Below are 25,292 nucleotides of genomic sequence, written 5' to 3'. Positions count from 1 at the left end.
TCACCATGAAACAACACACACTGAGCCTGTGGCTCGGTGGGGTGTTGTTCGGCCTGTTAACCTCCGCCGCGCAGGCGGAGCCGTGGACGCTCGAACACACCCTGACCGAAGCCCAGCGCTACTCGGCAGAACTCTCCGCCAGCCGTAACGAAGCGCAGGCGCTGGATGCGATGGCGGATTCCGCCACGCAATTACCTGATCCAAAACTGAAATTCGGTATTGAAAACGTGCCGGTACAGGGCAGCAACGATCGGCGGCTTACGCGCGAAGGGATGACCATGCAGAAGGTTGGCATCATGCAAAGCTACGTCAGCTCAGAGAAGCGGGAACGTAAAGCACAGACTTTTCAGGCGCAGGCGCGAAGCGTGCTGGCAAAATCCGAGGCCGTACGTGCCGCGCTTCAGCGTGATACCGCCCAGGCCTGGCTGGATCTGGCGCTGGCACAGCAGGCGCTGAAAACGGCCAGAACGCTGGTCCGTGAAACGGAACGCCAGCGGGGCGTGCAGAAGGCGAGCGTCGGGGCGGGAGGCGCAACGCCGGACAGCGTACTGGCCCTGCAAATGATCCTCAGCGCCATGCGCGACAAAGAGACGCTGGCGCAGCGGGATGTGCAGCTGGCGCAAAGCCGTCTGCTGGAGCTAACAGGGCACGCTATTACGGCGGTTCGCGGTCCGCTGCCGCGCTATCAGCGCCTTCTTGCCGATGAAAAAACGTTGCAGGAGGGGATTGCCAGACACCCGGAAGTGGAGGCCGCGCGACGTGAAGCAGAGACCGCGAAAGCGCGTTCAGCGCAATCTGCCGTGGCAGCGCTACCCGATGTGGATGTGGAGGTCTATTACGCCCACCGCGCCGAAGGCTATGACGATATGGCTGGCGTGATGTTCAGCGTGGATCTGCCTTTGTTCCAGTCAAAACGTCAGGACAAGGATTACGCCGCCGATGTTTCCCGCTCAATGCAGGCGGTGGATCAACTGACGCTGCTCAAACGCGAACACATTGCCCAGGTGCAAACGCTGGTGGCGCAGTATCAGGCTGCGCAAACGGTGTGGCAGCGTCAGCGGGATGAGGTACTACCGTTGCAGCGACAACGGCTGGCGGTGCTGACGGCGCAATATCGTTCTGGACAGTCGGCGCTTCCGGCCCTGCTGGAGGCGCGTCGTGGCGTACTGGATACGGAACTGGCGGTGAACCAGGCGGAGCGCGAAATGGCGCGAACCTGGGCTGCCGTGAACTGGCTGATCCCGCAGGAGCTGGCGCAATGAAAAAAACAACGTTAATGGCGATTGCCATCGCGATAGCTGCCGTTGGCGGCTATTTTGTCGGACAGAAGCAGACGCATCAGCCGGATGCGGCTTCACAACCATCAGAACGCAAGGTGCTTTACTGGTACGACCCCATGGTGCCCGGTCAGCGCTTCGATAAGCCGGGTAAATCCCCCTTTATGGATATGGATCTGGTCCCACGCTACGCCGATGAAGCGCAGGCGGCGTCAGGCGTGGCCATCAGCACTCAACAGCAGCAAAACCTGGGGATGAAAACCGCCAACGTTGAGATGCGCCAGCTGGTTTCGCCGTTCTCGGCCTTTGCCACGGTTGCAACGGATGAACGTAACGTCTCGGTGTTGTCAGCCCCGGCCAATGGCGTGGTGTCAAAATTGTTTGTTAATGCGCCGCAGCAGCAGGTAAAAGCCGGAGAGGCGCTGGCGCAACTGTGGATCCCGCAGTGGACCGCCGCCCAGCAGGAGTATCTCGCGGTTCGTCAGCTTGGCGATGCCGCATTGACCCGCGCCGCTCGCGAGCGGCTGGCGTTGCAGTTTATGCCAGAAGAGGTCATTCGTTTGCTGGAGCGTAGCGGTAAGCCGCAGACCACGCTCATTCTGCGCACCGACCGGGCGGGCTATGTGGTGAAGCTGGACGTGCGGGAAGGGGCGCAAATCACCGCAACGGCGCCGCTGTTTGAGATCGCCAGCCTCGATCCGGTCTGGCTGGTGGTCGACTACCCGCAAACGCAGGCGCAGTCTCTGGCGGTGGGCAGCAAGGTGGTAGCAACCTCAGAAAGCTGGCCGGGGGAGCAGTTCCACGGCACGGTCAGCGAATTGCTGCCGCAGATGGAGGCGGCCACGCGAACCCTGAAAGCCCGTATCGTGCTGGAAAATTCCGCACATAAGCTGAAGCCGGGCATGTACCTCTCCGTCAGCCGTGCGGAAGAGCTGAAAGGCCCGCAGGTGCTGGCGGTGCCGGAAGAAGCGGTGATTAACAGCGGAGAGTCTGCGCGTCTGCTGCTGGCTACCGGGGACGGTTATTTTCAGCCTGTGACGGTGAAAACCGGCCTGACGGCGCAGGGCTGGACGGCGATCCTGTCCGGGGTCAAAGAGGGTGATAAGGTGGTGACGTCCGGGCAATTCCTGATTGATTCCGAAGCCAGCCTGCGTAGCGTGATGCCGGAGGTGACGCCATGATTGCCGCTGTGATTCGCGCCTCGTTGCGTAACCGCCTGCTGGTGATCCTGGCCGCGCTGATGATGGCCAGCTGGGGCTGGTGGGCGGTGCAGCGCGCGCCGCTGGACGCGTTGCCCGATCTGTCTGATGTGCAGGTCATTATCAAAGCGAGTTACCCCGGGAAAGCGCCGCAGGTGATTGAAGATCAGGTGACCTGGCCGCTGACAACTTCCATGTTGTCTGTGCCGGGCGCCAAAACCGTGCGCGGTTTTTCAATGTTTGGTGACGCTTATGTGTATGTGCTGTTTGAGGATGGCACCGATCTCTACTGGGCGCGATCCCGGGTGCTGGAATATTTAAGCCAGGTACAGGCGCAGTTTCCGCCGGGCGTGAAGGTGTCGCTGGGGCCGGATGCGACGGGCGTGGGCTGGATCTACGAATATGCGCTGATCGACCGTAGTGGAAAACACAGCCTGGCAGATCTGCGGGCCCTTCAGGACTGGACGCTTAAGTTCGAGCTTAAGACGGTACCGAATGTATCTGAAGTGGCAAGCATTGGCGGAATGGTGCGTCAGTATCAGATCGTGGCGGACCCGGCGAAAATGCGCGCGCTGAATATTACCCACAGCCAGCTATCCGGCGCGGTGCAGGCCGCCAATAAAGAGAGCGGCGGCGCCCTGCTGGAGATGGGCGAAGCGGAGTATATGGTGCGGACAACGGGCTATTTGCGCTCGCTGGAGGATTTTCGCAATGTGGTGATCGCCACCCGCGATGGCGTACCTGTCCTGCTGAAAGATGTCGCCACCATTGGCATTGGCCCGGAGATCCGCCGGGGCGTGGCGGAGCTTAACGGTGAAGGGGAGGTTGCTGGCGGCGTAATCGTGATGCGCTACGGGCAGAACGCGCTGGAAACCCTTCGCGCGGTAAAAGCGAAACTGAGCGAGCTGCAAAAAACGCTGCCGCAGGGCGTCGAGATTGTTCCGGTCTACGATCGCTCCACGCTGATTGAGGAGTCGGTCAAAACGCTGACGCACAAGCTGCTCGAAGAGTTTGCCGTGGTGGTACTGGTGTGCGCGCTGTTCCTGTTCCACCTGCGTTCCGCGCTGGTGGCGATGGTTTCTCTGCCGCTGGGGATCCTCGGGGCTTTTGTGGTGATGCACTATCAGGGCATTAACGCGAATATGATGTCGCTCGGCGGGATCGCCATTGCCATCGGAGCGATGGTGGATGCGGCAATTGTCATGATTGAAAACATGCACAAGGTGCTGGAGCAGTGGCGGCATGATAATCCGGGCAAGGAGCCTGCGTCGGGAGAGTACTGGCGTCTGGCGGAAAAGGCGGCGGTTGAAGTGGGACCGGCGCTGTTTTGCAGCCTGTTAATCATCACGCTGTCATTTATACCGGTATTTTCGCTGGAAGCGCAGGAGGGGCGAATGTTCTCGCCGCTGGCGTTCACCAAAACCTGGTCGATGGCCGTGGCCGCCGGGCTTGGGATCACTCTGGTGCCGGTGCTAATGGGCTTCTTTATTCGCGGGAAAATCCCGGATGAGAAGGCAAACCCGATAAACCGCCTCCTGATCCGCCTGTATGAGCCGCTGCTTGATAAGGTACTGACCTTCCCGAAAACGACCCTGGCACTGGCATGTCTGCTGCTGATCGCCACGCTCTGGCCGCTGAGCCGCCTGGGGAGTGAGTTTATGCCGCCGCTGGATGAAGGGGATTTACTCTATATGCCCTCCACGCTGCCGGGGATCTCTGCTCGCGAGGCATCGCGGCTGCTTCAGCAGACGGACCGCTTGATCAAAAGCGTACCGGAGGTGGCGAGCGTGTTTGGCAAAGCTGGTCGGGCGGAGTCGGCAACCGATCCCGCGCCATTAACCATGCTGGAAACAACTATCCACTTTAAGCCCCGCGAGCAGTGGCGGCCTGGAATGACGCCGCAAAAGCTGGTGGAGGAGCTCGATAAAACCGTGTCGCTGCCGGGCATTGCCAATGTGTGGGTGCCCCCTGTCCGTAACCGTCTGGACATGCTGGCAACCGGGATCAAAAGCCCGGTCGGCATTAAGGTGAACGGCAATAATATTGCCGACATTGAGCGCGTGGCCCGGCAGATTGAGCAGGTGGTGAAGGACGTTCCTGGCGTCTCCTCGGCGCTGGCGGAGCGACTGGAGGGCGGGCGCTACGTGGATATTCGTATCGACCGGCAAAAAGCCGCGCGCTACGGCGTTTCCGTCGATGAACTGCAAAGCCTGGTCTCCACGCTGGTCGGGGGCGATAACATTGGTGAGGTGATCCAGGGACGCGAGCGGTACCCCATCAACCTGCGTTATCCCCGCGATTTGCGTGATAACGTCGACACGTTGCGGGTGTTGCCGGTAGTAACCGCCAGCGGTAGCCAGGTGGCGCTGGGGGAACTGGCCGATATCGTCGTGACGGAAGGCCCACCGATGCTAAAAAGTGAAAACGCGCGCCTTTCCAGCTGGATCTACGTGGACTTACGCGGGCGCGATCTGAAGTCCGCCGTAGATGAAATGCAAAAACGGGTGGAGGAGAAGGTGCTATTGCCGCAGGGCGTATCTCTCTCCTGGTCCGGGCAGTTTGAATATCTGGAACGGGCGACCGCGACGCTTAAAATAGTCTTACCTGTCACGCTGATGATTATATTCGTCCTTTTATGGTTAACCTTCAGGCGGATATCAAATGTCCTGATAATAATGGGGACATTGCCTTTCGCGCTTATTGGTGGGGTGTGGTTATTATGGCTGCTTGAATATAATTTGTCTGTGGCGGGGGCCGTTGGCTTTATCGCCCTTTCCGGGGTGGCAGCAGAATTCGGCGTAATTATGGTTCTATATTTGAATCATGCGCTTGATAAATATCACAGGCTTGAGCCAGAAGGGGGAAATACGGTGCTATTGCGGGCGATTCACGAAGGTGCCGTGCTGCGCGTGCGTCCGAAGGTGATGACGGTCGCCACGATTATGGCGGGACTGCTGCCAATCATGTGGGGCAATGGGAGTGGCTCGGAGGTGATGCAACGTATTGCTGCACCGATGATTGGTGGCATGGTTACTGCACCGTTATTGTCGATGTTAGTTATTCCCGCACTCTACAAATTGTTACATCAACGTTAAAAATGTCAACTGCATGTGCTTATTCAGGCATGCAGTTTATGTATCGTCAGACTATTCTCAGGAACGGGATGGTAATTAGGAATAACACCCATGCTGTTAAGCGTTCATTCAAGTAATCTGTGCTAAGGTCTGCACCGAATACTAAATATGGTAATGGCATTGTGATTGTACGAATTAAATTCCCCCTGATTTTATTGTTTATTATTGCGCAGTTATCATTTGCGTCTGCTGTTAATGCACAGAGCAATACAGCGGATAAAAGCTGGTTCACCACCTTCACGGATAACGTTGCGCAAACATGGAACGAACCTGAACATTACGATCTCTATATTCCGGCCATTACGTGGCATGCACGTTTTGCCTACGATAAAGAAAAAACAGACCGTTATAACGAGCGTCCGTGGGGGGCTGGTTTCGGTCAGTCTCGCTGGGATGAAAAAGGTAACTGGCATGGCCTGTACCTGATGGCGTTTAAGGACTCCTACAATAAATGGGAGCCTATTGGTGGCTACGGCTGGGAAAAAACCTGGCGTCCGTTATCAGACGACAACTTCCGTCTTGGGCTGGGCTATACGGCAGGGTTCACGGCGCGTGATAACTGGAAATACATTCCTGTTCCGGTACTGTTGCCGCTTGCCTCCATCGGCTATGGTCCGGCAACGTTTCAGATGACCTACATACCGGGTACGTATAACAACGGTAACGTTTACTTTGCCTGGATGCGGTTTCAGTTTTAACTGAATTTGTCTGGTAAATCGGCCAAAAAACGCACAGACATTGAAATGTAAAGGATAAAAATCGGACAGCGAAAATTAACGCGACTTTTGTCACTTTTTATCAAAGATCCGCTGGACAAAACGCCTCACAATTGTTGTACTGATACCCGACACAGCATTTGTGTCGTTTTTTAATGTAAAGGTAATTTTGATGTCTAAGATTAAAGGTAACGTTAAGTGGTTTAATGAGTCCAAAGGATTCGGTTTCATTACTCCTGAAGATGGCAGCAAAGACGTGTTCGTACACTTCTCTGCAATCCAGTCTAATGGTTTCAAAACTCTGGCTGAAGGTCAGCGCGTAGAGTTCGAAATCACTAACGGTGCCAAAGGCCCTTCTGCTGCTAACGTAATCGCTCTGTAATTCAGACGCGTCAGCAAGAATTTCAAAACCCGCTCAATGAGCGGGTTTTTTTCGTTATGAATCAACCAAAAAGATAGATCTTCAGAAAGCTGGCGACGATCGCGACGCTTAGCAATACCATACCCACGCCTGACAGATTCTCTCTCATGCTATCACCCTCGTTCAATATTGAGCCAAGAATGACAGAGAAAAATTAAGCCAACATTAAGGTTGTCGCGCTTAATGTCCGCTGGCGGAGGAAAATAACCAGAATGCGATCGCAGTCATCGCAAACGAGCCAAGCATGTTAACGGCAATGTTCGTCAGCGCCCAGCCCATCCGGCCTTCCTGAAACAGAAACACCACCTCCGCAGAGAAGGTAGAAAACGTCGTTAAACCGCCGCAGAAACCGGTCGTAATCAATACCTTCCACATAGGGTCGATGTTGGTCATGCGATTAAACCACGCCAGCCCCATCCCGATGATAAATGCCCCGATCAGGTTTGCCGCCAGTGTCCCCATCGGAATGGCCTGATGCAGCGGGTTAAACCGCATGCTTAAGAGCCAGCGCGCAACGCTACCCGTGCCCCCACCAATAAAAACGGCTATAAGTAGTTGTAACACTGTCAATACCTGCTATTTGCTGTGTAAGTGCGTCGAGTGTAACGCTGTTTTTAACCGGGAGACAATTATGTATGTTGCAGTAGGGCAGTTTGCGGTGACGCCGGACTGGAATGAAAACGCGGACAAGTGCATCTCCCTGATGAACCAGGCGAAGCAAAAAGGGGCGGCGCTGCTGGTGCTTCCTGAAGCGTTACTGGCGCGCGATGATGGCGATCCGGACCTGTCGGTAAAGTCTGCGCAAATGCTGGAAGGGGCGTTTCTGAAACGACTGCTGGCCGAAAGCGTCGGTAACGCGCTCACCACCATTTTGACTATCCATGTTCCCTCCACGCCGGGGCGGGCGGTGAACACGCTGGTGGCGATACGTGAAGGCGCTATTGTCGCAAGCTACGCCAAACTTCATCTGTATGATGCGTTCAGCGTCCAGGAGTCGCGACTGGTCGATCCGGGGAGTGTAATTCCGCCGCTGATTGAGGTGGAGGGTTTTAAGGTTGGCCTGATGACCTGCTACGATATCCGTTTTCCGGAGCTGGCGCTGAACCTGGCACTACAGGGGGCCGAGGTGCTGGTTCTGCCCGCCGCGTGGGTCAGAGGACCGCTTAAGGAGCATCACTGGGTAACGCTACTGGCCGCACGCGCGCTGGACACCACCTGCTATGTAGTGGCTGCGGGTGAATGTGGCAATAAAAATATCGGGCAGAGCAGGGTTGTCGATCCGCTGGGAGTGACCGTAGCCGCGGCGGCGGAAGCGCCTGCTTTACTGCTGACAGAGATAACGTCAGCACGAATAACGCTTGCGCGTCAGCAATTACCTGTTCTGCGCAACCGCAGGTTTGCGCCACCGCAATTAATATGATGTTTTTTTCAACAATGCTTGATTCACCTTGTTACAGATTGCTATTGTGTGCGCGCGCCTGATGACCGTTAATACGTTCAGGTTTCTTTGGCGCTGAATGCAGCCTGTTTCATGTAAAGAAGGTATTTATGGGTGAGATTAGTATTACCAAACTGCTGGTGGTTGCCGCACTGGTCGTCCTGCTGTTCGGTACCAAGAAGTTACGCACGCTGGGTGGAGACCTGGGTGCTGCCATTAAGGGCTTTAAGAAAGCAATGAACGATGACGACGCGGCAGCGAAGAAAAGTGCCGAAGATGACATCGCAGCACAGAAGCTTTCACACAAAGAGTAATGGCAATGCTGCAAGGCTTGCATAAAAAAACCGGCTCACGAGGCCGGTTTTTTGTTTTACTGTAAATAAGTTTTACAGCTTTATTTCACTTCTTCGCCCTTCGCCTGCATATCGGCGTGATAAGAGGAGCGAACAAACGGACCGCACGCAGCGTGGGTAAAGCCCATCGCCATCGCTTCGGCTTTCATTTCATCGAACTCATCCGGACTCACGTAACGCTGTACAGGCAGGTGGTGACGGCTTGGCTGTAGATACTGCCCCAGCGTCAGCATGGTGACGCCGTGGCGGCGCAGATCGCGCATCACTTCAATGATCTCAGCGTTGGTTTCACCCAGTCCCACCATCAGGCCAGACTTGGTAGGAATATGCGGATGGGCTTCTTTAAAGCGCTCCAGCAGCTTCAGCGACCAGTTGTAATCTGCACCTGGACGCACCTGACGGTAGATACGCGGTACGTTCTCCAGGTTGTGGTTGAACACGTCTGGTGGCGTCGCGGTCAGGATATCGAGCGCGCGGTCCATACGGCCACGGAAGTCCGGCACCAGCGTCTCAATCTTAATGTTCGGGCTTTTTTCGCGGATGGCGGTAATGCAGTCAGCGAAATGCTGAGCACCGCCATCGCGCAGATCGTCACGGTCAACGGAGGTGATAACAACATAACGCAGCGCCATATCGGCAATGGTCTGCGCCAGTTTTTGCGGTTCGTTAGCGTCAGGCGCAACAGGACGGCCATGAGCAACGTCACAGAACGGACAGCGGCGGGTGCAGATGGCACCCAGAATCATAAACGTCGCGGTACCGTGATTGAAACATTCAGCAAGGTTAGGGCAGGAGGCCTCTTCACAGACAGAGTGGAGGCCATTTTTGCGCATCGCCGCTTTGATCCCCTGAATACGCGAAGAGTCAGCCGGAAGTTTAATTTTCATCCATTCCGGTTTTCTTAACAGCGCCTCGCGCTCTGTAGCCACGTTTTTAACCGGGATAAGGGCCATTTTATCGGCATCGCGGTATTTAACACCGCGTTCCATCACAATGGGTTTACTCATAGCGTGCGTGTTCCAGTTGCGAATATCGAAGGAAAGCGTTTCAATTCAAGGGAATGTTGTAATTATCAACTATTTTTGAACGAACGACAGGCAGTATATCATTTAAAGGGGCGGTAAAGCAGCCTGCCAGGTCGCCAATTTGTAAAATAGTTGTTGTTTTGTGCCTTTTGCCCCGCATGTGGCAGGGCCTTACGCTGAAAGGCGGATCAAAAAGTCTGGCGGATCACATTGATGACGTTTTCCAGCACCGGATCACGCAGGCTTAGCTTGTTGTAATGCAGTGAGATTTCAATAGATTCCGTCGTAAGTTGACTTAATGGAATGCTCTCCAGTGGCCAGCACTTTTGAAGCAAAGTGAAGAGACGCACAGGCATGATACAGAGCAAGTCGCTGCTGCCAATCAGGGCCGCGAGGGTAAACATATTGTAACTGCTAAAGCTGATCGGACGATCCGGGAAGAGTTCGTCAATACGTTGTCGCAGCGGATCCTGACCCTGTCCTTCGGACATAAATGTCGCATGTTCGTAATGGCGCAAATTTTCTGGCGTCAAAGGTGCGCTCAACGCAGGGTGAGCCTGACGACAAACGAGCGCCAGAGTGTCGGTATAAAGTACGTTATGCCCTAACGCTCTGGCCGTAAAGCTATTGCCGTCGATGATCAGGTCCGTCTGGAATTGCGCCAGCTGTGTTTCCGGATCGGTGACGGGCACGTTGCGGATAAGCAACTGTGGCGCATGCTGTTTCACCGCCTGATAGATGGCCGGCATGACCAGAACGCCCACTGAGGGAGAGGTGCCTATGGTGATAGTTCGTTGCTTATCATAACTGCCGGTGAGATCCAGCGCGCCCAGTATTGATTCCAGACCCTGGCTGATGTACTCATGCAGATGGGTAGCGTACGCGGTTGGGGTTACGCCCTGGCCTTTACGAATAAATAACGGATCGGGAAATATCGCGCGCAATTTTTGAATTGACTGGCTAATAGCAGAGGGCGTGAGATTAAGAATTTTCGCAGCATTAACGATACCTTTATGGACATATACCGCCTCAAAAATAGTCAATAAATTGAGATCAATATTACGTAAAGTCCGAAAAATTTGCGGCTTATCTTCGCCGCTGGTTTCATTCAGGCGTTTGGCTGGTAAATTAGTAGGCTCCACGCTCTTACTCCGTATCCATTCACAATATGAATGATAGTTGAATTTATTTATTATGCTTGCAGAGATTCGTAAAGTGTTTAGTAAGTTTCCATTATTTATCGAAAACAAGCAGTTGGGTGATTGTCACGCACGTTACACGAAACCCGGCGATGGTTCTATTAAGGTTCTAATTAATATGTGACGCTAATATATGGGCGACTCGAAAATATAGAATATGCGGTTTATTGTAAAGCGTAAATGCGGTAATTAAGCAGTGGCTGGTCAAATAATTGAGCCACTGCCCGAGGTGAGTTAAGCAGCAATATATTCGTAGGTGGGATTGTTAAGCAGTGCTAAAAAGTTCTTCAGAAGCACGGGCCGGATATTGTCAGGCGTGGCGGTATCGACCCACTGGCGCATTTGCGTCATTTCCATACCGGCATACCCACATGGGTTGATGCGCTGGAAGGGGGCCAAATCCATATTGATATTCAGCGCCAGCCCGTGGAACGAGCAGCCTTTGCGGATACGCAGCCCCAGCGAACAGATCTTCATCTCTCCCACATAAACGCCCGGGGCATCGGCGCGAGGGTGAGCGTCAATATCGTACTCAGCCAGCGTATTCACCACGGTTTGCTCCAGTAAGGTCACGAGCTCACGCACGCCCAGCTTTCTGCGTTTCAGGTTAAGCAGAACATACATCACCTGCTGGCCCGGGCCGTGGTAGGTCACCTGTCCACCGCGATCGCTCTGGATCACCGGGATATCGCCCGTCATCAATAAATGTTCGGCTTTTCCTGCCTGGCCTTGAGTGAACACCGGCAGGTGTTCAACCAGCCAGATTTCATCAGGCGTGGTGTCATCGCGCCTGTCGGTAAAGTCATGCATAGCCTGAGAGACAGGCTCGTAAGGCTGTAGCCCAAGATGGCGGACAAGAATTTTATCCTGGTACAAAAGGACGTCTCCGAAGACAAGGGAGAATAGGTAACGGGGAGTATATCACAGCGGGGAAGTGGGTTACCCGGCAAACCGGGTAACCGCTGAGGGACTACAGCACCATACGAACAATTTCGATATTGCCGAGCTCTTCGTACAGCGTCTCAACCTGCTCAATGTGTGTCGCAGTGATGGTGATTGAGACTGAGTGGTAGTTACCTTTGCTGCTCGGTTTGACTGATGGAGAGTAGTCGCCCGGCGCATGGCGCTGTACCACTTCAACCACCTGATCAACCAGCTCAGGTTTCGCCAGACCCATTACTTTGTAAGTAAAAGGGGTAGGGAATTCAAGCAGTTCGTTAAGTTTGGTTTTCATGTCAGCTCCGGCGTGTGTATAAAAAATAATAACTCCCGCCACGGGGCGGGAGTTTTACTGATACGTAGTATATGGGGATCAAAATCACACTTTCAAGTGTTCAATTTTTAACCAAACCAGTGATGGAACATCAGCTTAATGTAATCAATGATTTTGCCGAAGAAATTGCCTTCAGGAATTTCCTCCAGCACCACCAGCGGGCGCTGATCGATGGTTTTTCCATCCAGCTGGAAGTTGATGGTACCCACGACCTGATTCTTTTGCAGCGGGGCGTGCAGCTCGGTGGTATTCAGCACGTAGCTGGCTTTCAGATCTTTCATACGACCGCGTGGGATCGTCAGATAGAGATCTTTGTCCACACCCAGGGAAGCACGGTCGTTATCGCCAAACCAGACAGGTTCAGAGGCAAATTCTTTACCGGCTTTCAGCGGATTCACGGTTTCGAAGAAGCGGAAGCCCCAGGTCAGCAGTTTTTTACTTTCCGTTTCGCGTCCTTTAAACGTGCGGCCCCCCATCACGGCAGAGATCAGACGCATCTGGCCTTCAGTGGCAGAAGCCACCAGGTTATAGCCGGCTTTGTCGGTGTGACCAGTTTTGATGCCGTCGACGTTCAGGCTATTGTCCCACAGCAGGCCGTTACGGTTGGTCTGACGAATGCCGTTGAAGGTGAACTCTTTCTCTTTGTAGATAGAGTACTCGTTTGGCACATCGCGGATCAGCGCCTGACCGATCAGCGCCATGTCACGCGCGGAGCTGTACTGACCTTCGGCGTCCAGGCCGTGAACGGTCTGGAAGTGGCTGTTTTTCAGGCCCAGCGCAGAGACGTAGCTGTTCATCAGGCCCACAAACGCGTCCTGGCTGCCCGCTGCAAAATCGGCCATTGCCACGCAGGCGTCGTTACCGGACTGCAAGTTGATGCCACGGATAAGCTGAGAGACCGGAACCTGCATGCCTGGCTTCAGGAACATCAGCGATGAACCTTTGAACACCGGGTTGCCGGTTGCCCACGCATCGTTACCGATAGTCACCAGATCGGTTTCTTTAAATTTACCCGCTTTCATGGCCTGGCCGATAACATAGCTGGTCATCATTTTGGTCAGGCTGGCCGGATCGCGGCGGGCATCGGCGTTCTGTTCTGCAAGAACTTTGCCGGAGTTGTAATCAATCAGGATGTAGGATTCCGCGTCGATCTGCGGAACGCCAGGGATCATGGTCTTGATGTTCAGGTCATCCGCGTGAGCTGCGGAGAACGCAGCAGCGCAAAGGGCCGTGGTCAGCGCCATGCGCTGCACAAAACGAGCAGAAAAAGTGGTCTTCATGGTCAGAACTACGACATCCGTGATGGAATTAAAAAAAGTGCCTTACTATAGCAAATGCTATACGGGCAGGCATCCGACTTTCATCATGAGAGTGTTAACGTGGTTTACACAAACTGACATTTCGGATACCACCGATTAATTACTTCGCAACAGCGATAAACGACTGGAGCTGCGCCTCGCTCTGCAAACGCTGTTGCAGGGACGCTGCCTGCGATTTGCTGGCAAACGGACCCATCTGGATACGCCATACCGCACCGTTTTGCTCAACGCGGCCTGGCACGCCAAACTGCTGGCTTAAACGCTGCTGATACTGCTCTGCACGGGCCCGATCGCTGACGGCGCCAACCTGAACCACGTAGCTGCCGCTCGCCGTCGCAGGCGCCGCAGTCTGCGTAGCAGCCGGTGCGGTTACCGGAGCGGGTTGTGCAGCGGGTGCAGCAACAACGGGCGCAGGCGCTGGGGCAGGTTCATTTGATTCAATCACGCCCGGCGCTAACGTGGTGGGTGCACCAAGGAAACCACTGCTTTTCACCGGGGCGCCTGTCGCATCTTCACTTTGTAGCGTATCGTTGCTGATGGCGTGCACTTCACCCTGCGGCTGCGCGGGCTCTGCTGGCATTGAAGCGCCCCCCATACCACCGCTTAGATCCGGGCGTGCGGGCAGGGCGTAGGTCTGTTTCGCGACCGTGGTACAGGCCGTGCCCGGGCCAGACAGCGAACCATCCTGCGCCACGATAATCGGGTCGATACGCACTTTTGTATTATTTGAGGTATTCAGACGGTCGGCTGCCGCGCGTGACAGGGAGATCACGCGATCGTTGCCGTAAGGGCCACGATCGTTGATACGTACCACGATCATCCGGCCATTCGCCAGGTTAGTGATGCGCGCATAGCTTGGAATAGGCAGTGTCGGGTGTGCCGCCGTGATCTGCATCGGATCGAAGGTTTCACCTGACGCGGTCAGATTGCTGCCTGGCTCAGCGTCATAGATGGCAGCAAAGCCGGCCTGGCTGAAACGGGAAGGATCCTGAACGATTTTATAGCTTTTACCGTCGCGCTGATAATCCTGATTCACGCTGGCGTTCAGCGGTTCATAAACGGGATCGGCACCGCTAATTTCAACAATCGGGCCATTACAGACCGCAGGCTGCGGCGGCGCGACGGTTGCCTGTTGCTGACCATCATCACTTGTACAGGCGGCAAGTAAACTTGCTGCGATGCAGATCCCCAGCCACTGCTTACGCATTGCGATCCCCTTATTTTTATACGCTTTTGGACAACATTTTCCTGTGGGTATGGATCGACATGACGATACCAAACCCGGCCATCAACACGATCAGTGCCGAGCCCCCGTAACTCACCAGCGGCAGCGGTACGCCAACAACCGGCAGAATACCACTCACCATACCAATATTTACGAAGACATAAACGAACAAAATCAACATTAATCCACCCGCCATAACCCGGCCAAAGGTGGTCTGCGCGCGTGCGGCAATGTAGAGCCCACGCATGATCAACAGCACGTAGAGTGCAAGCAGCACCAGGATGCCAACCAGCCCTAACTCCTCAGCCAGAACGGCAAAGATAAAGTCGGTGTGGCGTTCCGGTAAAAATTCGAGCTGCGACTGAGTCCCGTGCAGCCAGCCTTTTCCGCGCAGGCCGCCGGAGCCAATCGCAATCTTCGACTGAATAATATGATAGCCTGCGCCCAGCGGATCGGTCTCGGGATCGAGCAGCATCATCACGCGCTGGCGCTGGTAATCATGCATCAGGAAGAACCAGAGAATAGGAATAAAGGCAGCCAGCAGGACCACCGCGATGCCGATCAGACGCCAGCTCAGGCCGGACAGGAACAGGACGAACAGGCCGGAGAGGGCGATGAGAATCGAGGTACCGAGGTCAGGCTGTGCGGCCACGAGCAGCGTCGGCAGGAAAATTAGCACCAGCGCAATGGCGGTATTCTTCAACGACGGCGGGCAGACGTCGCGGTTAATGAAGCGCGCCACCATCAGCGGAACGGCGATTTTGGCGATTTCTGACGGCTGGAAGCGGACAATCCCCAGATCCAGCCAGCGTTGCGCCCCCTTCGAGATAGCACCGAACGCATCTACTGCCACCAGCAAAATGATACAGAAAATATAGAGATAGGGCGCCCAGCCCTCATACACGCGCGGTGGTATTTGCGCCATCACCACCATAATGACCAGACCCATGGCGATCTGGCCAACTTTACGCTCCATCATGCCGATATCCTGGCCGCTGGCGCTCCAGATAACGAGGGCGCTGTACACCAGCAGAGCCAGCAGGATCAGCAGCATGGCAGGGTCGATGTGGATCTTATCCCACAGCGATTTTTTATTCGGATTATCCGTCATGATTATTGGTCCTCCGCCGCAGCGGCTGCCGGGTTTTCAGCTGGCAGTTCGGTGTTGTTATCACCCAGCATGATGTGGTCGAGGATTTGACGCATGATGGTACCCACCGCCGGGCCTGCGCCGCCGTTCTCAAGAATCATCGCCACCGCAACCTGCGGGTTATCATAAGGGGCAAACGCCGTCATGAGCTTGTGGTCACGCAGACGTTCGGCAATTTTATGTGCGTTATAGGTTTCATTCGCTTTCAGACCGAAGACCTGAGCCGTACCTGATTTCGCGGCAACCTTATACGGTGCGCCAGCGAAATATTTGTGCGCCGTCCCGTTAGGGCGGTTGGCTACGCCATACATGCCGTCTTTCGCGATTTCCCAGTACCCGGAATGAATGTCACCCACCGGCGGCTCGTGCGGCTGTATCCATGGCACTTTTTTGCCGTCTTCTACGGTGCTTTGCAGCAGGTGCGGTACTTTCACAACGCCATCGTTGATGAGGATCATCATCGCCTTGTTCATTTGCAGCGGCGTTGCCGTCCAGTAGCCCTGGCCGATGCCCACCGGAATGGTATCACCCTGATACCAGGGTTTTTTAAAGCGCTTCAGCTTCCATTCGCGGGTTGGCATGTTGCCGGAACGTTCTTCCGCCAAATCTATACCGGTGTAATGTCCGTAGCCGAATTTGCTCATCCATTCAGACAGACGATCAATACCCATGTCGTAGGCGACCTGATAGAAGAAGGTATCCGCCGACTCCTCCAGTGATTTGGTCACGTTCAGATGGCCGTGACCCCATTTTTTCCAGTCACGGTAGCGTTTTTCAGAGCCAGGTAACTGCCACCAGCCAGGGTCAAACAGACTGGTATTACGGGTAATGACGCCCGCGCTCAGCGCAGAAACGGCGACATACGGTTTTACCGTTGAGGCTGGAGGATAAACCCCCTGCGTGGCGCGGTTCACCAGCGGGGTGTTTGGATCGTTGAGCAGGCCGGAGTAATCCTTGCTGGAGATGCCATCCACGAAGAGGTTCGGATCGTAGCTTGGCATAGAAACCATCGCCAGAATACCGCCGGTACGCGGGTCGGTCACGATTACGGCGGCCCGGCTACCCGCCAGCAGCGTTTCGATATACTGCTGTAGCTTCAGGTCGAGCGTCAGATAAACGTCATGTCCCGCCTGTGGGGGAACCTCTTTGAGCTGACGGATCACGCGGCCACGGTTGTTAACTTCAACCTCTTCATACCCGGTCTGACCGTGCAGGACATCTTCGTAATAACGTTCAATCCCAAGCTTGCCAATATCATGGGTTGCGGCGTAGTTAGCCAGCTTGCCGTCTTTATCAAGGCGTTCGACGTCTTTATCGTTAATTTTGGAGACGTAGCCTATGACGTGCGTCAGCGCGGAGCCGTAAGGATAGTAGCGACGTTTATAGCCTTTGACTTCCACACCGGGGAAACGGTACTGGTTAACGGCAAAACGGGCGACCTGCACTTCCGTCAGGTTGGTTTTTACCGGAATAGAGGTGAAGCGGTGAGAACGTGCGCGCTCTTTTTTGAACGCAGCGATGTCGTCATCAGTCAGGTCGACAACGCTTCTCAGCGCGTTCAGCGTATCCTGCACGTTATCCACTTTCTCTGGCATCATCTCTATCTGGTAGATGGTGCGGTTTAGCGCCAGCGGGGTGCCGTTACGATCGTAGATAATGCCGCGGCTGGGCGCGATGGGCACCAGCTTGATACGGTTTTCGTTTGAGCGGGTCTGGTAATCGGTATAGCGGACAATTTGCAGATTATAGAGGTTGGCGATCAGCACGCCGGTAAGCAGCAAAATCCCCGTAAAGGCGACCAGCGCCCGGCGCACAAACAGCGCGGACTCAGCCGTATAGTCGCGAAAAGAATTCTGTAGTTTCATCCGCTGCTTAAATTACCCTGGTCAGTCATTACTCGCGGTGATAAGGGTGGTTGGTAGTGATGCTCCATGCGCGATACAAACTTTCTGCCACGAGAACCCGCACAAGCGGGTGGGGCAACGTCAGCGCCGAGAGTGACCAACTTTGTTCTGCTGCCGCTTTGCAGGCGGGAGATAACCCCTCTGGTCCGCCAATCAACAGACTGACATCACGACCATCCTGCTTCCAGCGCTCCAGTTCGTGCGCCAGCTGCGGCGTATCCCAGGGTTTTCCCGGGATATCGAGGGTCACGATGCGGTTTTTGCCTGCGGCAGCCAGCATCAGCTCTCCCTCTTTATCGAGAATACGTTTGATATCTGCGTTCTTGCCGCGCTTTCCTGCTGGGATCTCCACCAGTTCGAACGGCATATCTTTTGGGAAACGACGCAGATACTCAGTAAAACCGGTTTGTACCCAGTCCGGCATTTTGGTGCCGACGGCGACCAGTTGCAACTTCACGCATTAACCCCAGAGTTTTTCCAGCTCATACAGGCGACGGCTCTCTTCCTGCATGACGTGGACAATCACATCGCCGAGATCGACAACCACCCAGTCAGCGGTCGCTTCACCTTCAACGCCCAGCGGAAGCAGCCCTGCCGCGCGCGATTCCTGAACAACATGGTCAGCAATCGAAACAACGTGACGAGTTGAGGTCCCGGTGCAGATGATCATGCAGTCGGTGATGCTGGATTTACCCTTAACGTCGATAGCGATGATGTCCTGACCTTTCAGGTCATCAATTTTGTCGATAACAAAATCCTGGAGTGCTTTACCCTGCAAGTTTTCCCCCTGGGTGAATGAGATTGTACAACTATGAATTCGTGGCCAGTCAGTATACCTGAACTGACGCCAGTCGCGGGACAAATGTCACCGCCCGGCTTTTGAAGGCGGGTATCATCCCACCCTCCGCCTGAGATTGCATCGCCATTTTTGTAAAACAATTTCTGTAAAGCAGCGATCGGCGGGAAAGTCTGGCAGCGGAGGATATCAGTATGGCTTAGCCTGTCAAGGCAGGATAAACATTAACAGACAATTTCGCCGGTGATGATCAGGCATCTGTACTTTTCTGATACAAACCGTGTGCGTGGATATAGGCCAGCACGGGCGAGGGCAGGAGATCGTCACAGTCTAAACCTTGCTGGAGACGCTCGCGGATGAGGGTCGCGGAAATATCAAACCACGGCGTTTCAGCGAGGTAAATTTTCCCGGCGGGTAGACTGTGCAGGTCTTCTATATTGTCCGTCAGATGCGCGTCAAGCCACTGCTGATGCTGCGCATCGCGCATGGTCAACGGGTAGCCCGGACGGCGGCAGACCAGCAGATGACTGTTTTCCAGAATGGTTTCGTACTGGTACCAGCTGGGAAAGTTGAGCAAGGAATCCTGGCCGATGATAAACGCCAGCGGTTGCATGGGCCCCTGCTCAGCGCGCCACTCCCGCAGCGTTTGCGATGTCCAGGAAGGGGTATCCCTGCGCAATTCGCGCTCATCCAGCGTGAAGAGAGGCTTATCTGCGATAGCCAGCGCGAGCATCGCTTTGCGCTGCTCGCTGGTTGCTTCTGGCTGAGGACGATGCGGAGGAACATTGTTGGGCATGATGATTACCCGCTGCAACCCAATCAAATTCGCGAGGATTTCTACCGGCTTAAGATGCCCATAGTGTACCGGGTCGAAGGTCCCGCCATACATTGCCTGTAAAGAATGCATATCACCCATCGATAAATACGTCTGCCAGCGCCTTATGGCAGAGCAGCAAAGAGAGGCTCTCCAGCTCCGCCCAGACAGACTGGCTGTAGTCCTGTTTTAACGTCAGTTCGGCGCGCATCAGAAGTTGCACTGCCTGACGCAACTGCTCCTGGCTCAGGCGGTTTATCGCCTCCGTGGTCATCGCCCGACGGTTCTGCCAGACGCGATGTTTATCGAATAAGGCGCGCAGGGGCGTATGTGCCGACTGACGTTTAAGGTTGTTCAGCAGCAGTAATTCGCGCTGGAGCGTGCGGAGCAGAATGACCGGCTCACTCCCTTCCAGGCGCAGCTGTTGCAGTATGTGCAGGGCTCGCTTACTTTTCGCCGACAGCAGCGCATCAACCCAGTGGAAGGGAGTAAAGTGCGCGGCATCATTCACCGCCTGTTCCACGCGCGGTAGCGTCAGCTTGCCATCGGGCCACAGCAGGGCGAGCCTGTCCAGCGCCTGCGCCAGTGCCAGAAGGTTGCCTTCATAGCAATAGCAAAGGAGCTGGCTGGCGGCATCATCCAGTTGCAGATTGTGCAGCTTTGCGCGCGCGGCAACCCATTTTGGCAGATGCGCCTGTTCTGGCGTCTGGCAGGTGACCAGTACCGCATTGGTAGCAAGCTGGGTAAACCAGGCCGCGTTTTCCTGCGCTTTCGTGAACTTGTTACCGCGTACGATAAGCAGCAGATCGCCGTGTAATAAACTCACCAGCATGGTCAGCTGTTCATTAATGGCCGAGTTAGGACCATTCTCTGGCAGCACGATCTGGATTGTCTGACGAGAGGCAAACAGGCTCATGGCCTGACAAAGCGAGAAGATAGCGTTCCAGTCGGTACTGTTATCGATCTGGAACGTATGATGCTCATCGAAACCCTGCGCGGCTGCCGCATGGCGAACCGCATCAAGGCTTTCCTGAAGTAACAGGGGGTCATTGCCGAGTAGCAGATAGGCCGCGCGCAGCCCTTCGTTGAGCTGCGCGCGGAGTTGTTCAGGATACAACCTGATCATCAGTTACCCAGCGACGTTGGCATATCCGGCGTGCTGGCATCCGGTGTTTCGATAACGTCAGCGCCTTTTTTCGTCGACGCGGCAATGGCAGGCAGTCTGCGGATCAGTTGCTCCGCGGCCTTATCATACATTTCCTTGATGATAATCTGCTGTTCGGCGTCTTTTGCCAGGGCCGTCTGCGGGTTATCGAAGAACGAGCGGTAGACTTTGGTATTGATAGGGTAAATATCTTTACCTGGCATTAAAACGGCCGCATCAACGGTAAGCACCATTTGATATTCCGCGGTTCGTCCATCCTGGAAGATCGATGCCGTGTCTTGTGACAGCGTTGATTTCAGGACGCGGAGCGAAGGAACATCCTGACGCAGGGTTCCCTTCTCGATCAGCTCAACATCGTTCAAACGCAGCTGGTTACGAATGGCCCGGCTCAGCGGTCCATTCGGATCGGATGAGTCGAAGATCATTGTTTTCATCTGAGCAGGCACTGCCGTGGTATTGCGCAGGTGCCAGCCGCAGCCAGCGGTGACCAGCACCGCCAGAGATAAGAGTATTGTTGCCAGGTGTCGCACGTTTCCTCCCGCGCTTAGCCAACGACCAGATTCAGCAGTTTACCGGGTACGTAGATCACTTTACGTACGGTAACGCCCTCAAGGTATTTCGCGACCAGATGCTCCTGGCCTGCGCGCTCGCGAACCTGTTCTTCGGTTGCGTCGACCGCGACGGTAATTTTACCGCGCACTTTACCGTTAACCTGCACCACAACCAGCGTGGTGTTTTCCACCATAGCGGATTCATCCGCCACTGGCCACGGCGCGTTGTCGATATCCCCTTCGCCTTTCAGCTCCTGCCACAGGGTGAAGCTAACGTGCGGCGTGAACGGGTTCAGCATGCGAACGACCGCCAGCAGCGCTTCGCGCATTAACGCGCGATCCTGCTCGCCGTCCTGCGGGGCTTTCGCCAGCTTGTTCATCAGTTCCATAATAGCCGCAATTGCGGTATTGAAGGTCTGACGACGACCAATATCATCGGTGACTTTCGCAATGGTTTTATGAACATCACGACGCAGCGCCTGCTGATCTTCGCTCAGTGCAGCCACGTTCAGCGCTGGCGCATCACCTTGTGAGGTGTGCTCGTAAACCAGTTTCCAGACGCGTTTCAGGAAGCGGTTTGCCCCTTCAACGCCGGATTCCTGCCATTCCAGCGTCATATCTGCCGGGGAGGCGAACATCATGAACAGACGCACGGTGTCAGCGCCGTAACGCTCAACCATCACCTGCGGGTCGATACCGTTATTTTTAGACTTGGACATCTTGCTCATGCCGGTATAAACCAGTTCATGACCTTCGGCGTCTTTCGCCTTCACGATACGGCCTTTCTCGTCGCGCTCCACAATCGCATCAACCGGAGAAACCCAGTTACGTTCACCGTTCGCGCCAACGTAGTAGAACGCATCTGCCAGCACCATACCCTGACACAGCAGCTGTTTTGCCGGTTCGTCGGAGTTGACCAGGCCTGCGTCACGCATCAGTTTGTGGAAGAAGCGGAAGTAGAGCAGGTGCATGATGGCGTGTTCAATGCCACCGATATAGATGTCTACCGGCAGCCAGTAGTTTGCAGCATCGGAATCCAGCATGCCTTCTTTGTACTGCGGGCAGGTGTAGCGCGCATAGTACCAGGAGGATTCCATAAAGGTGTCAAAGGTGTCGGTTTCACGCAGCGCTGGCTGACCGTTGACGGTGGTTTTTGCCCACTCAGGATCGGCTTTGATCGGGCTGGTGATGCCGTCCATGACCACGTCTTCCGGCAGGATCACCGGCAGTTGATCTTCCGGCGTTGGCATCACGGTGCCGTCTTCCAGGGTCACCATTGGGATTGGCGCACCCCAGTAACGCTGACGGGAAACGCCCCAGTCGCGCAGACGGTAGTTCACTTTACGCTCGCCCACGCCCAGGGATGCCAGTTTGTCGGCAATGGCGTTGAAGCCCTCTTCGAAGCTCAGGCCGCTGAACTCACCGGAGTTAAACAGGGTGCCTTTTTCAGTCAGCGCTTGCTCAGAGAGATCGGGTTCAGAGCCGTCAGCAGCAAGAATAACAGGCTTGATGGTCAGGCCGTATTTGGTGGCAAATTCGTAGTCGCGCTGATCGTGACCCGGCACGGCCATCACGGCGCCTGTGCCGTATTCCATCAGTACGAAGTTGGCGGCCCAGACAGGTATCGCTTCGCCCGTCAGCGGGTGGATCGCTTTGAAGCCGGTATCAACGCCTTTTTTCTCCATCGTCGCCATGTCGGCTTCGGCCACTTTCGTGTTGCGGCATTCGTCGATAAAGGTCGCCAGCTCCGGATTGTTTTCCGCCGCTTTTTGCGCCAGCGGATGACCTGCGGCCACGGCCAGGTAGGTCGCGCCCATGAAGGTGTCCGGACGGGTGGTGTAGACGGTCAGCGTCTGGTCGTAGTTTTCTACGTTAAAGGTAATTTCCACACCTTCGGAACGGCCGATCCAGTTGCGCTGCATGGTCTTAACGGTGTCAGGCCAGTGATCCAGATTATCCAGATCGTTCAGCAACTCGTCAGCGTAGGCGGTGATTTTGATAAACCACTGCGGGATCTCTTTACGCTCTACTTTGGTGTCACAGCGCCAGCAGCAGCCATCGATAACCTGCTCGTTCGCGAGAACGGTCTGGTCGTTCGGGCACCAGTTAACGGCGGACGTTTTCTTGTAGACCAGGCCTTTTTTATACAGCTCGGTGAAGAACTTCTGCTCCCAGCGGTAGTATTCCGGGGTACAGGTTGCCAGCTCGCGGCTCCAGTCATAGCCAAAGCCCAGCATTTTCAGCTGGTTTTTCATGTACGCGATGTTGTCGTACGTCCACGGAGCCGGTGCCGTGTTGTTTTTCACCGCCGCGCCTTCAGCAGGCAGGCCGAACGCATCCCAGCCGATAGGCTGAAGTACGTTTTTGCCCAGCATACGCTGGTAGCGTGCAATCACGTCACCGATGGTGTAGTTACGCACGTGGCCCATGTGTAGTCGACCAGAAGGATAGGGAAGCATCGACAGGCAGTAATACTTCTCTTTGCTCTCGTCTTCGGTTACTTCAAAGGTGCGCTTCTCGTCCCAGTGTTGCTGGACTTTTGATTCTATCTCTTCCGGGCGGTATTGCTCTTGCATGGCAGCCAGTGGTCCTGTGTTCAATACAGCTACAAATGTAGCCAATGGATGTGGTAATTCAGATCCGCATAGCATAGCCCAAACGCCCGCGTCAAAACAGCCTTTCACGCAAATGCACTTTGCAGGAATTTACCGGGTCTGTGCTTCACCTGACAAAGCGGCGACGAAATAAGGTCTATTATTAGAGACAGTTACTTACCCGGGAGGCAAAATGATGAACAAGGTTGCTCAATTTTACCGTGAACTGGTAGCGACTCTGACGGAAAGGCTGCGTAACGGCGAACGTGATATCGACGCGTTGGTCGAACAGGCACGCGCACGCGTGACGCAAACGGGTGAGTTATCGCGAACCGAAGTGGAAGAGGTGACGCGCGCCGTGCGCCGCGACCTGGAAGAGTTTGCGCGAAGCTATGAAGAGAGCCAGGACGAAATCGCCGACAGTGTTTTTATGCGGGTAATTAAAGAGAGCCTGTGGCAGGAGCTGGCGGATATTACCGATAAAACCCAACTGGAGTGGCGCGAGGTATTCCAGGATTTAAACCACCACGGTGTCTATCACAGCGGCGAAGTGGTGGGGCTGGGGAACCTGGTGTGTGAGAAGTGCCACCACCATATCGCCGTTTATACGCCGGAGGTGCTGTCGCTGTGTCCGAAATGCGGGCACGACCAGTTCCAGCGTCGGCCGTTTGAGCCGTAGGGAAAAAGCAAAACGGCAACGTCGTTGCCGTTTTTAGTGTCTGCTCCCTCTCCCTGTGGGTGAGGGCATCAGGCCGCAGAATAATAAGCCAGCCTCTCCGCCAGCAAATCCACAAACGCTTTCCGATCGATATCCACCATCACTGTGGTATTCGGCTTGTTTCCCGTCAGCGAGTAATAGTCCACCACCGTCATTCCCTGGGTATATTTCCCCTGTGTTTCCACACCAACCCAACGCTCGACCGTGGTAAACATTTCCGGCTTCAGTAGCCAGGCGATGGTGCATGGGTCATGCAGCGGGGCGCCGTGGAATCCCCACTTCTCGGCTTTGTGATACTCCATAAAGAAATCGAGCAGCTCTGCCACGGTTGTTGCAACCGGGTTACCCACAGTACGAAATCGTTCGATGTCCTGCGCCATAATTTGTGCGCGGTGGGTAACGTCCAGCCCCGCCATCACAATCGGCAGGCCCGACTGGAAGACGATTTCTGCGGCTTCCGGGTCAACAAAGATGTTGAACTCCGCGGCTGGCGTCCAGTTCCCCAGCCCCATTGCCCCGCCCATGATGACGATACGGGCGATATTGCTGTGCAGTTCAGGATGGCTGTTCAGCAGCAGCGCTACGTTGGTCTGTGGGCCGGTCGCCACCAGCGTCACGGGCTCTGCGCTTTCACGCAGAACTTTCGCCATGAGCTCGACGGCAGTGCAGTTTTGTGGTGCGAAACCCGGCTCCGGCAGCGCCGGGCCATCCAGCCCACTTTCACCGTGAACGTTATCCGCAATGATCAGCTCGCGCATTAGCGGCTTAATGGCGCCACCTGCGACCGGAATATCGGTGCGTTTTAGCAGCGTTAACATGCGCAACACGTTTCGCAGGGTTTTATCCGGCGTCTGGTTCCCTGCAGAGGAGGTGACAGCTTTTACGTCCAGTTCAGGGGAGGCAAGAGCAAGGACGAGTGCGATTGCGTCATCATGACCCGGATCGCAGTCGAGAATAATAGGCTGTGTCATGGCGTTCTCCATTCTTAGCATTATTTGTGACAAGGTTAACGCTGCGATGT

General features: G+C 55.0%; 24 protein-coding genes. 8 read left to right on the top strand and 16 right to left on the bottom strand.

The features are described 5' to 3' along the window. The first annotated feature begins 5 nt into the window (after positions 1-5). The 5 genes from ACOTX2_RS09325 (at position 6) to cspE (ending at position 6,708) form a co-directional block, all read left to right on the top strand. Complete coding sequence (locus tag ACOTX2_RS09325) at positions 6-1,262, top strand: TolC family protein (RefSeq protein ID WP_063148017.1); 1,257 nt, start codon at positions 6-8, stop codon at positions 1,260-1,262. After that, on the top strand, positions 1,259-2,458 hold the full coding sequence (locus tag ACOTX2_RS09320) for an efflux RND transporter periplasmic adaptor subunit (protein WP_063148016.1): 1,200 nt from the start codon (positions 1,259-1,261) through the stop codon (positions 2,456-2,458). Before ACOTX2_RS09325 ends, ACOTX2_RS09320 begins: the two co-directional genes overlap by 4 nt. Next, a complete protein-coding gene (locus ACOTX2_RS09315) occupies positions 2,455-5,571 on the top strand; it encodes an efflux RND transporter permease subunit (protein ID WP_063148015.1) in 3,117 nt (1,038 codons plus the stop codon). The genes ACOTX2_RS09320 and ACOTX2_RS09315 overlap by 4 nt, the downstream gene beginning before the upstream one ends. Positions 5,572-5,732: 161 nt before the next feature. Then, positions 5,733-6,308, top strand: a complete 576-nt coding sequence (gene pagP / locus ACOTX2_RS09310; RefSeq protein ID WP_032621658.1) for a lipid IV(A) palmitoyltransferase PagP — start codon at positions 5,733-5,735, stop codon at positions 6,306-6,308. 190 nt (positions 6,309-6,498) lie between these two features. Continuing rightward, complete coding sequence (gene cspE / locus ACOTX2_RS09305) at positions 6,499-6,708, top strand: transcription antiterminator/RNA stability regulator CspE (protein ID WP_002439184.1); 210 nt, start codon at positions 6,499-6,501, stop codon at positions 6,706-6,708. A gap of 219 nt (positions 6,709-6,927) precedes the next feature. On the opposite strand, the gene crcB is transcribed toward cspE, so the two are convergent. Continuing rightward, entirely contained in the window at positions 6,928-7,311 is a 384-nt protein-coding gene (crcB, locus tag ACOTX2_RS09300) for a fluoride efflux transporter CrcB (protein ID WP_017382474.1), read from the bottom strand. A gap of 67 nt (positions 7,312-7,378) precedes the next feature. Here crcB and ACOTX2_RS09295 point away from each other — a divergent pair, with 67 nt between their 5' ends. Continuing rightward, positions 7,379-8,167, top strand: a complete 789-nt coding sequence (locus ACOTX2_RS09295) for a deaminated glutathione amidase (RefSeq protein ID WP_022647423.1) — start codon at positions 7,379-7,381, stop codon at positions 8,165-8,167. A 128-nt stretch (positions 8,168-8,295) separates the two neighbouring features. Further along, on the top strand, positions 8,296-8,499 hold the full coding sequence (gene tatE / locus ACOTX2_RS09290; RefSeq protein WP_022647424.1) for a twin-arginine translocase subunit TatE: 204 nt from the start codon (positions 8,296-8,298) through the stop codon (positions 8,497-8,499). A gap of 80 nt (positions 8,500-8,579) precedes the next feature. Here tatE and lipA read toward each other — a convergent pair whose 3' ends face one another. From lipA to leuS, 14 genes are all read right to left on the bottom strand, one after another. After that, positions 8,580-9,545: a lipoyl synthase gene (lipA, locus tag ACOTX2_RS09285; protein ID WP_006809637.1), complete on the bottom strand. Its 966-nt coding sequence runs from the start codon at positions 9,543-9,545 to the stop codon at positions 8,580-8,582. Positions 9,546-9,751: 206 nt separating this feature from the next. After that, a complete protein-coding gene (locus ACOTX2_RS09280; RefSeq protein WP_022647425.1) occupies positions 9,752-10,705 on the bottom strand; it encodes a YbeF family transcriptional regulator in 954 nt (317 codons plus the stop codon). A 291-nt stretch (positions 10,706-10,996) separates the two neighbouring features. Next, a complete protein-coding gene (lipB, locus tag ACOTX2_RS09275) occupies positions 10,997-11,638 on the bottom strand; it encodes a lipoyl(octanoyl) transferase LipB (protein WP_023299587.1) in 642 nt (213 codons plus the stop codon). Positions 11,639-11,732: 94 nt separating this feature from the next. Next, on the bottom strand, positions 11,733-11,996 hold the full coding sequence (gene ybeD, locus ACOTX2_RS09270) for a DUF493 family protein YbeD (protein ID WP_003858718.1): 264 nt from the start codon (positions 11,994-11,996) through the stop codon (positions 11,733-11,735). A gap of 107 nt (positions 11,997-12,103) precedes the next feature. After that, positions 12,104-13,315 carry a D-alanyl-D-alanine carboxypeptidase DacA gene (gene dacA / locus ACOTX2_RS09265; RefSeq protein WP_003858714.1) on the bottom strand — a complete coding sequence of 404 codons (1,212 nt, stop codon included), beginning with the start codon at positions 13,313-13,315 and terminating at the stop codon, positions 12,104-12,106. Between the two features lie 139 nt (positions 13,316-13,454). Further along, complete coding sequence (gene rlpA, locus ACOTX2_RS09260) at positions 13,455-14,561, bottom strand: endolytic peptidoglycan transglycosylase RlpA (protein WP_022647427.1); 1,107 nt, start codon at positions 14,559-14,561, stop codon at positions 13,455-13,457. A gap of 16 nt (positions 14,562-14,577) precedes the next feature. Next, positions 14,578-15,690, bottom strand: coding sequence for a peptidoglycan glycosyltransferase MrdB (gene mrdB / locus ACOTX2_RS09255; protein ID WP_022647428.1), 1,113 nt, complete (start codon positions 15,688-15,690; stop codon positions 14,578-14,580). A 2-nt stretch (positions 15,691-15,692) separates the two neighbouring features. After that, positions 15,693-17,594 carry a peptidoglycan DD-transpeptidase MrdA gene (mrdA, locus tag ACOTX2_RS09250; protein WP_015571138.1) on the bottom strand — a complete coding sequence of 634 codons (1,902 nt, stop codon included), beginning with the start codon at positions 17,592-17,594 and terminating at the stop codon, positions 15,693-15,695. A gap of 28 nt (positions 17,595-17,622) precedes the next feature. After that, positions 17,623-18,090, bottom strand: a complete 468-nt coding sequence (gene rlmH, locus ACOTX2_RS09245) for a 23S rRNA (pseudouridine(1915)-N(3))-methyltransferase RlmH (protein ID WP_003858701.1) — start codon at positions 18,088-18,090, stop codon at positions 17,623-17,625. 3 nt (positions 18,091-18,093) lie between these two features. Continuing rightward, on the bottom strand, positions 18,094-18,411 hold the full coding sequence (gene rsfS / locus ACOTX2_RS09240; RefSeq protein WP_003858696.1) for a ribosome silencing factor: 318 nt from the start codon (positions 18,409-18,411) through the stop codon (positions 18,094-18,096). Positions 18,412-18,679: 268 nt separating this feature from the next. Next, the gene (gene nadD / locus ACOTX2_RS09235; RefSeq protein WP_023299589.1) at positions 18,680-19,345 is read right to left on the bottom strand and encodes a nicotinate-nucleotide adenylyltransferase; all 666 of its coding nucleotides are present in this window, start codon (positions 19,343-19,345) and stop codon (positions 18,680-18,682) included. Further along, positions 19,338-20,369 carry a DNA polymerase III subunit delta gene (gene holA / locus ACOTX2_RS09230; protein WP_063148014.1) on the bottom strand — a complete coding sequence of 344 codons (1,032 nt, stop codon included), beginning with the start codon at positions 20,367-20,369 and terminating at the stop codon, positions 19,338-19,340. The genes nadD and holA overlap by 8 nt, the downstream gene beginning before the upstream one ends. Next, positions 20,369-20,938: an LPS assembly lipoprotein LptE gene (gene lptE, locus ACOTX2_RS09225; RefSeq protein WP_022647432.1), complete on the bottom strand. Its 570-nt coding sequence runs from the start codon at positions 20,936-20,938 to the stop codon at positions 20,369-20,371. The genes holA and lptE overlap by 1 nt, the downstream gene beginning before the upstream one ends. Positions 20,939-20,952: 14 nt before the next feature. After that, positions 20,953-23,535 (bottom strand): leucine--tRNA ligase, encoded by a 2,583-nt coding sequence (leuS, locus tag ACOTX2_RS09220; RefSeq protein ID WP_015571136.1) that lies wholly within the window; start codon positions 23,533-23,535, stop codon positions 20,953-20,955. A gap of 214 nt (positions 23,536-23,749) precedes the next feature. On the opposite strand from leuS, the gene ACOTX2_RS09215 reads away from it, so the two are divergent. Further along, positions 23,750-24,232 (top strand): zinc ribbon-containing protein, encoded by a 483-nt coding sequence (locus ACOTX2_RS09215; protein ID WP_032621827.1) that lies wholly within the window; start codon positions 23,750-23,752, stop codon positions 24,230-24,232. 68 nt (positions 24,233-24,300) lie between these two features. On the opposite strand, the gene rihA is transcribed toward ACOTX2_RS09215, so the two are convergent. After that, complete coding sequence (gene rihA / locus ACOTX2_RS09210; protein ID WP_063148013.1) at positions 24,301-25,242, bottom strand: pyrimidine-specific ribonucleoside hydrolase RihA; 942 nt, start codon at positions 25,240-25,242, stop codon at positions 24,301-24,303. Positions 25,243-25,292: the final 50 nt, after the last annotated feature.

Source organism: Enterobacter cloacae complex sp. IR5412 (genome assembly GCF_049237385.1).
In the GTDB taxonomy this organism is placed as follows: Bacteria; Pseudomonadota; Gammaproteobacteria; order Enterobacterales; family Enterobacteriaceae; genus Enterobacter; species Enterobacter intestinihominis.
This window is presented reverse-complemented; position numbering and strand designations above follow the sequence as displayed.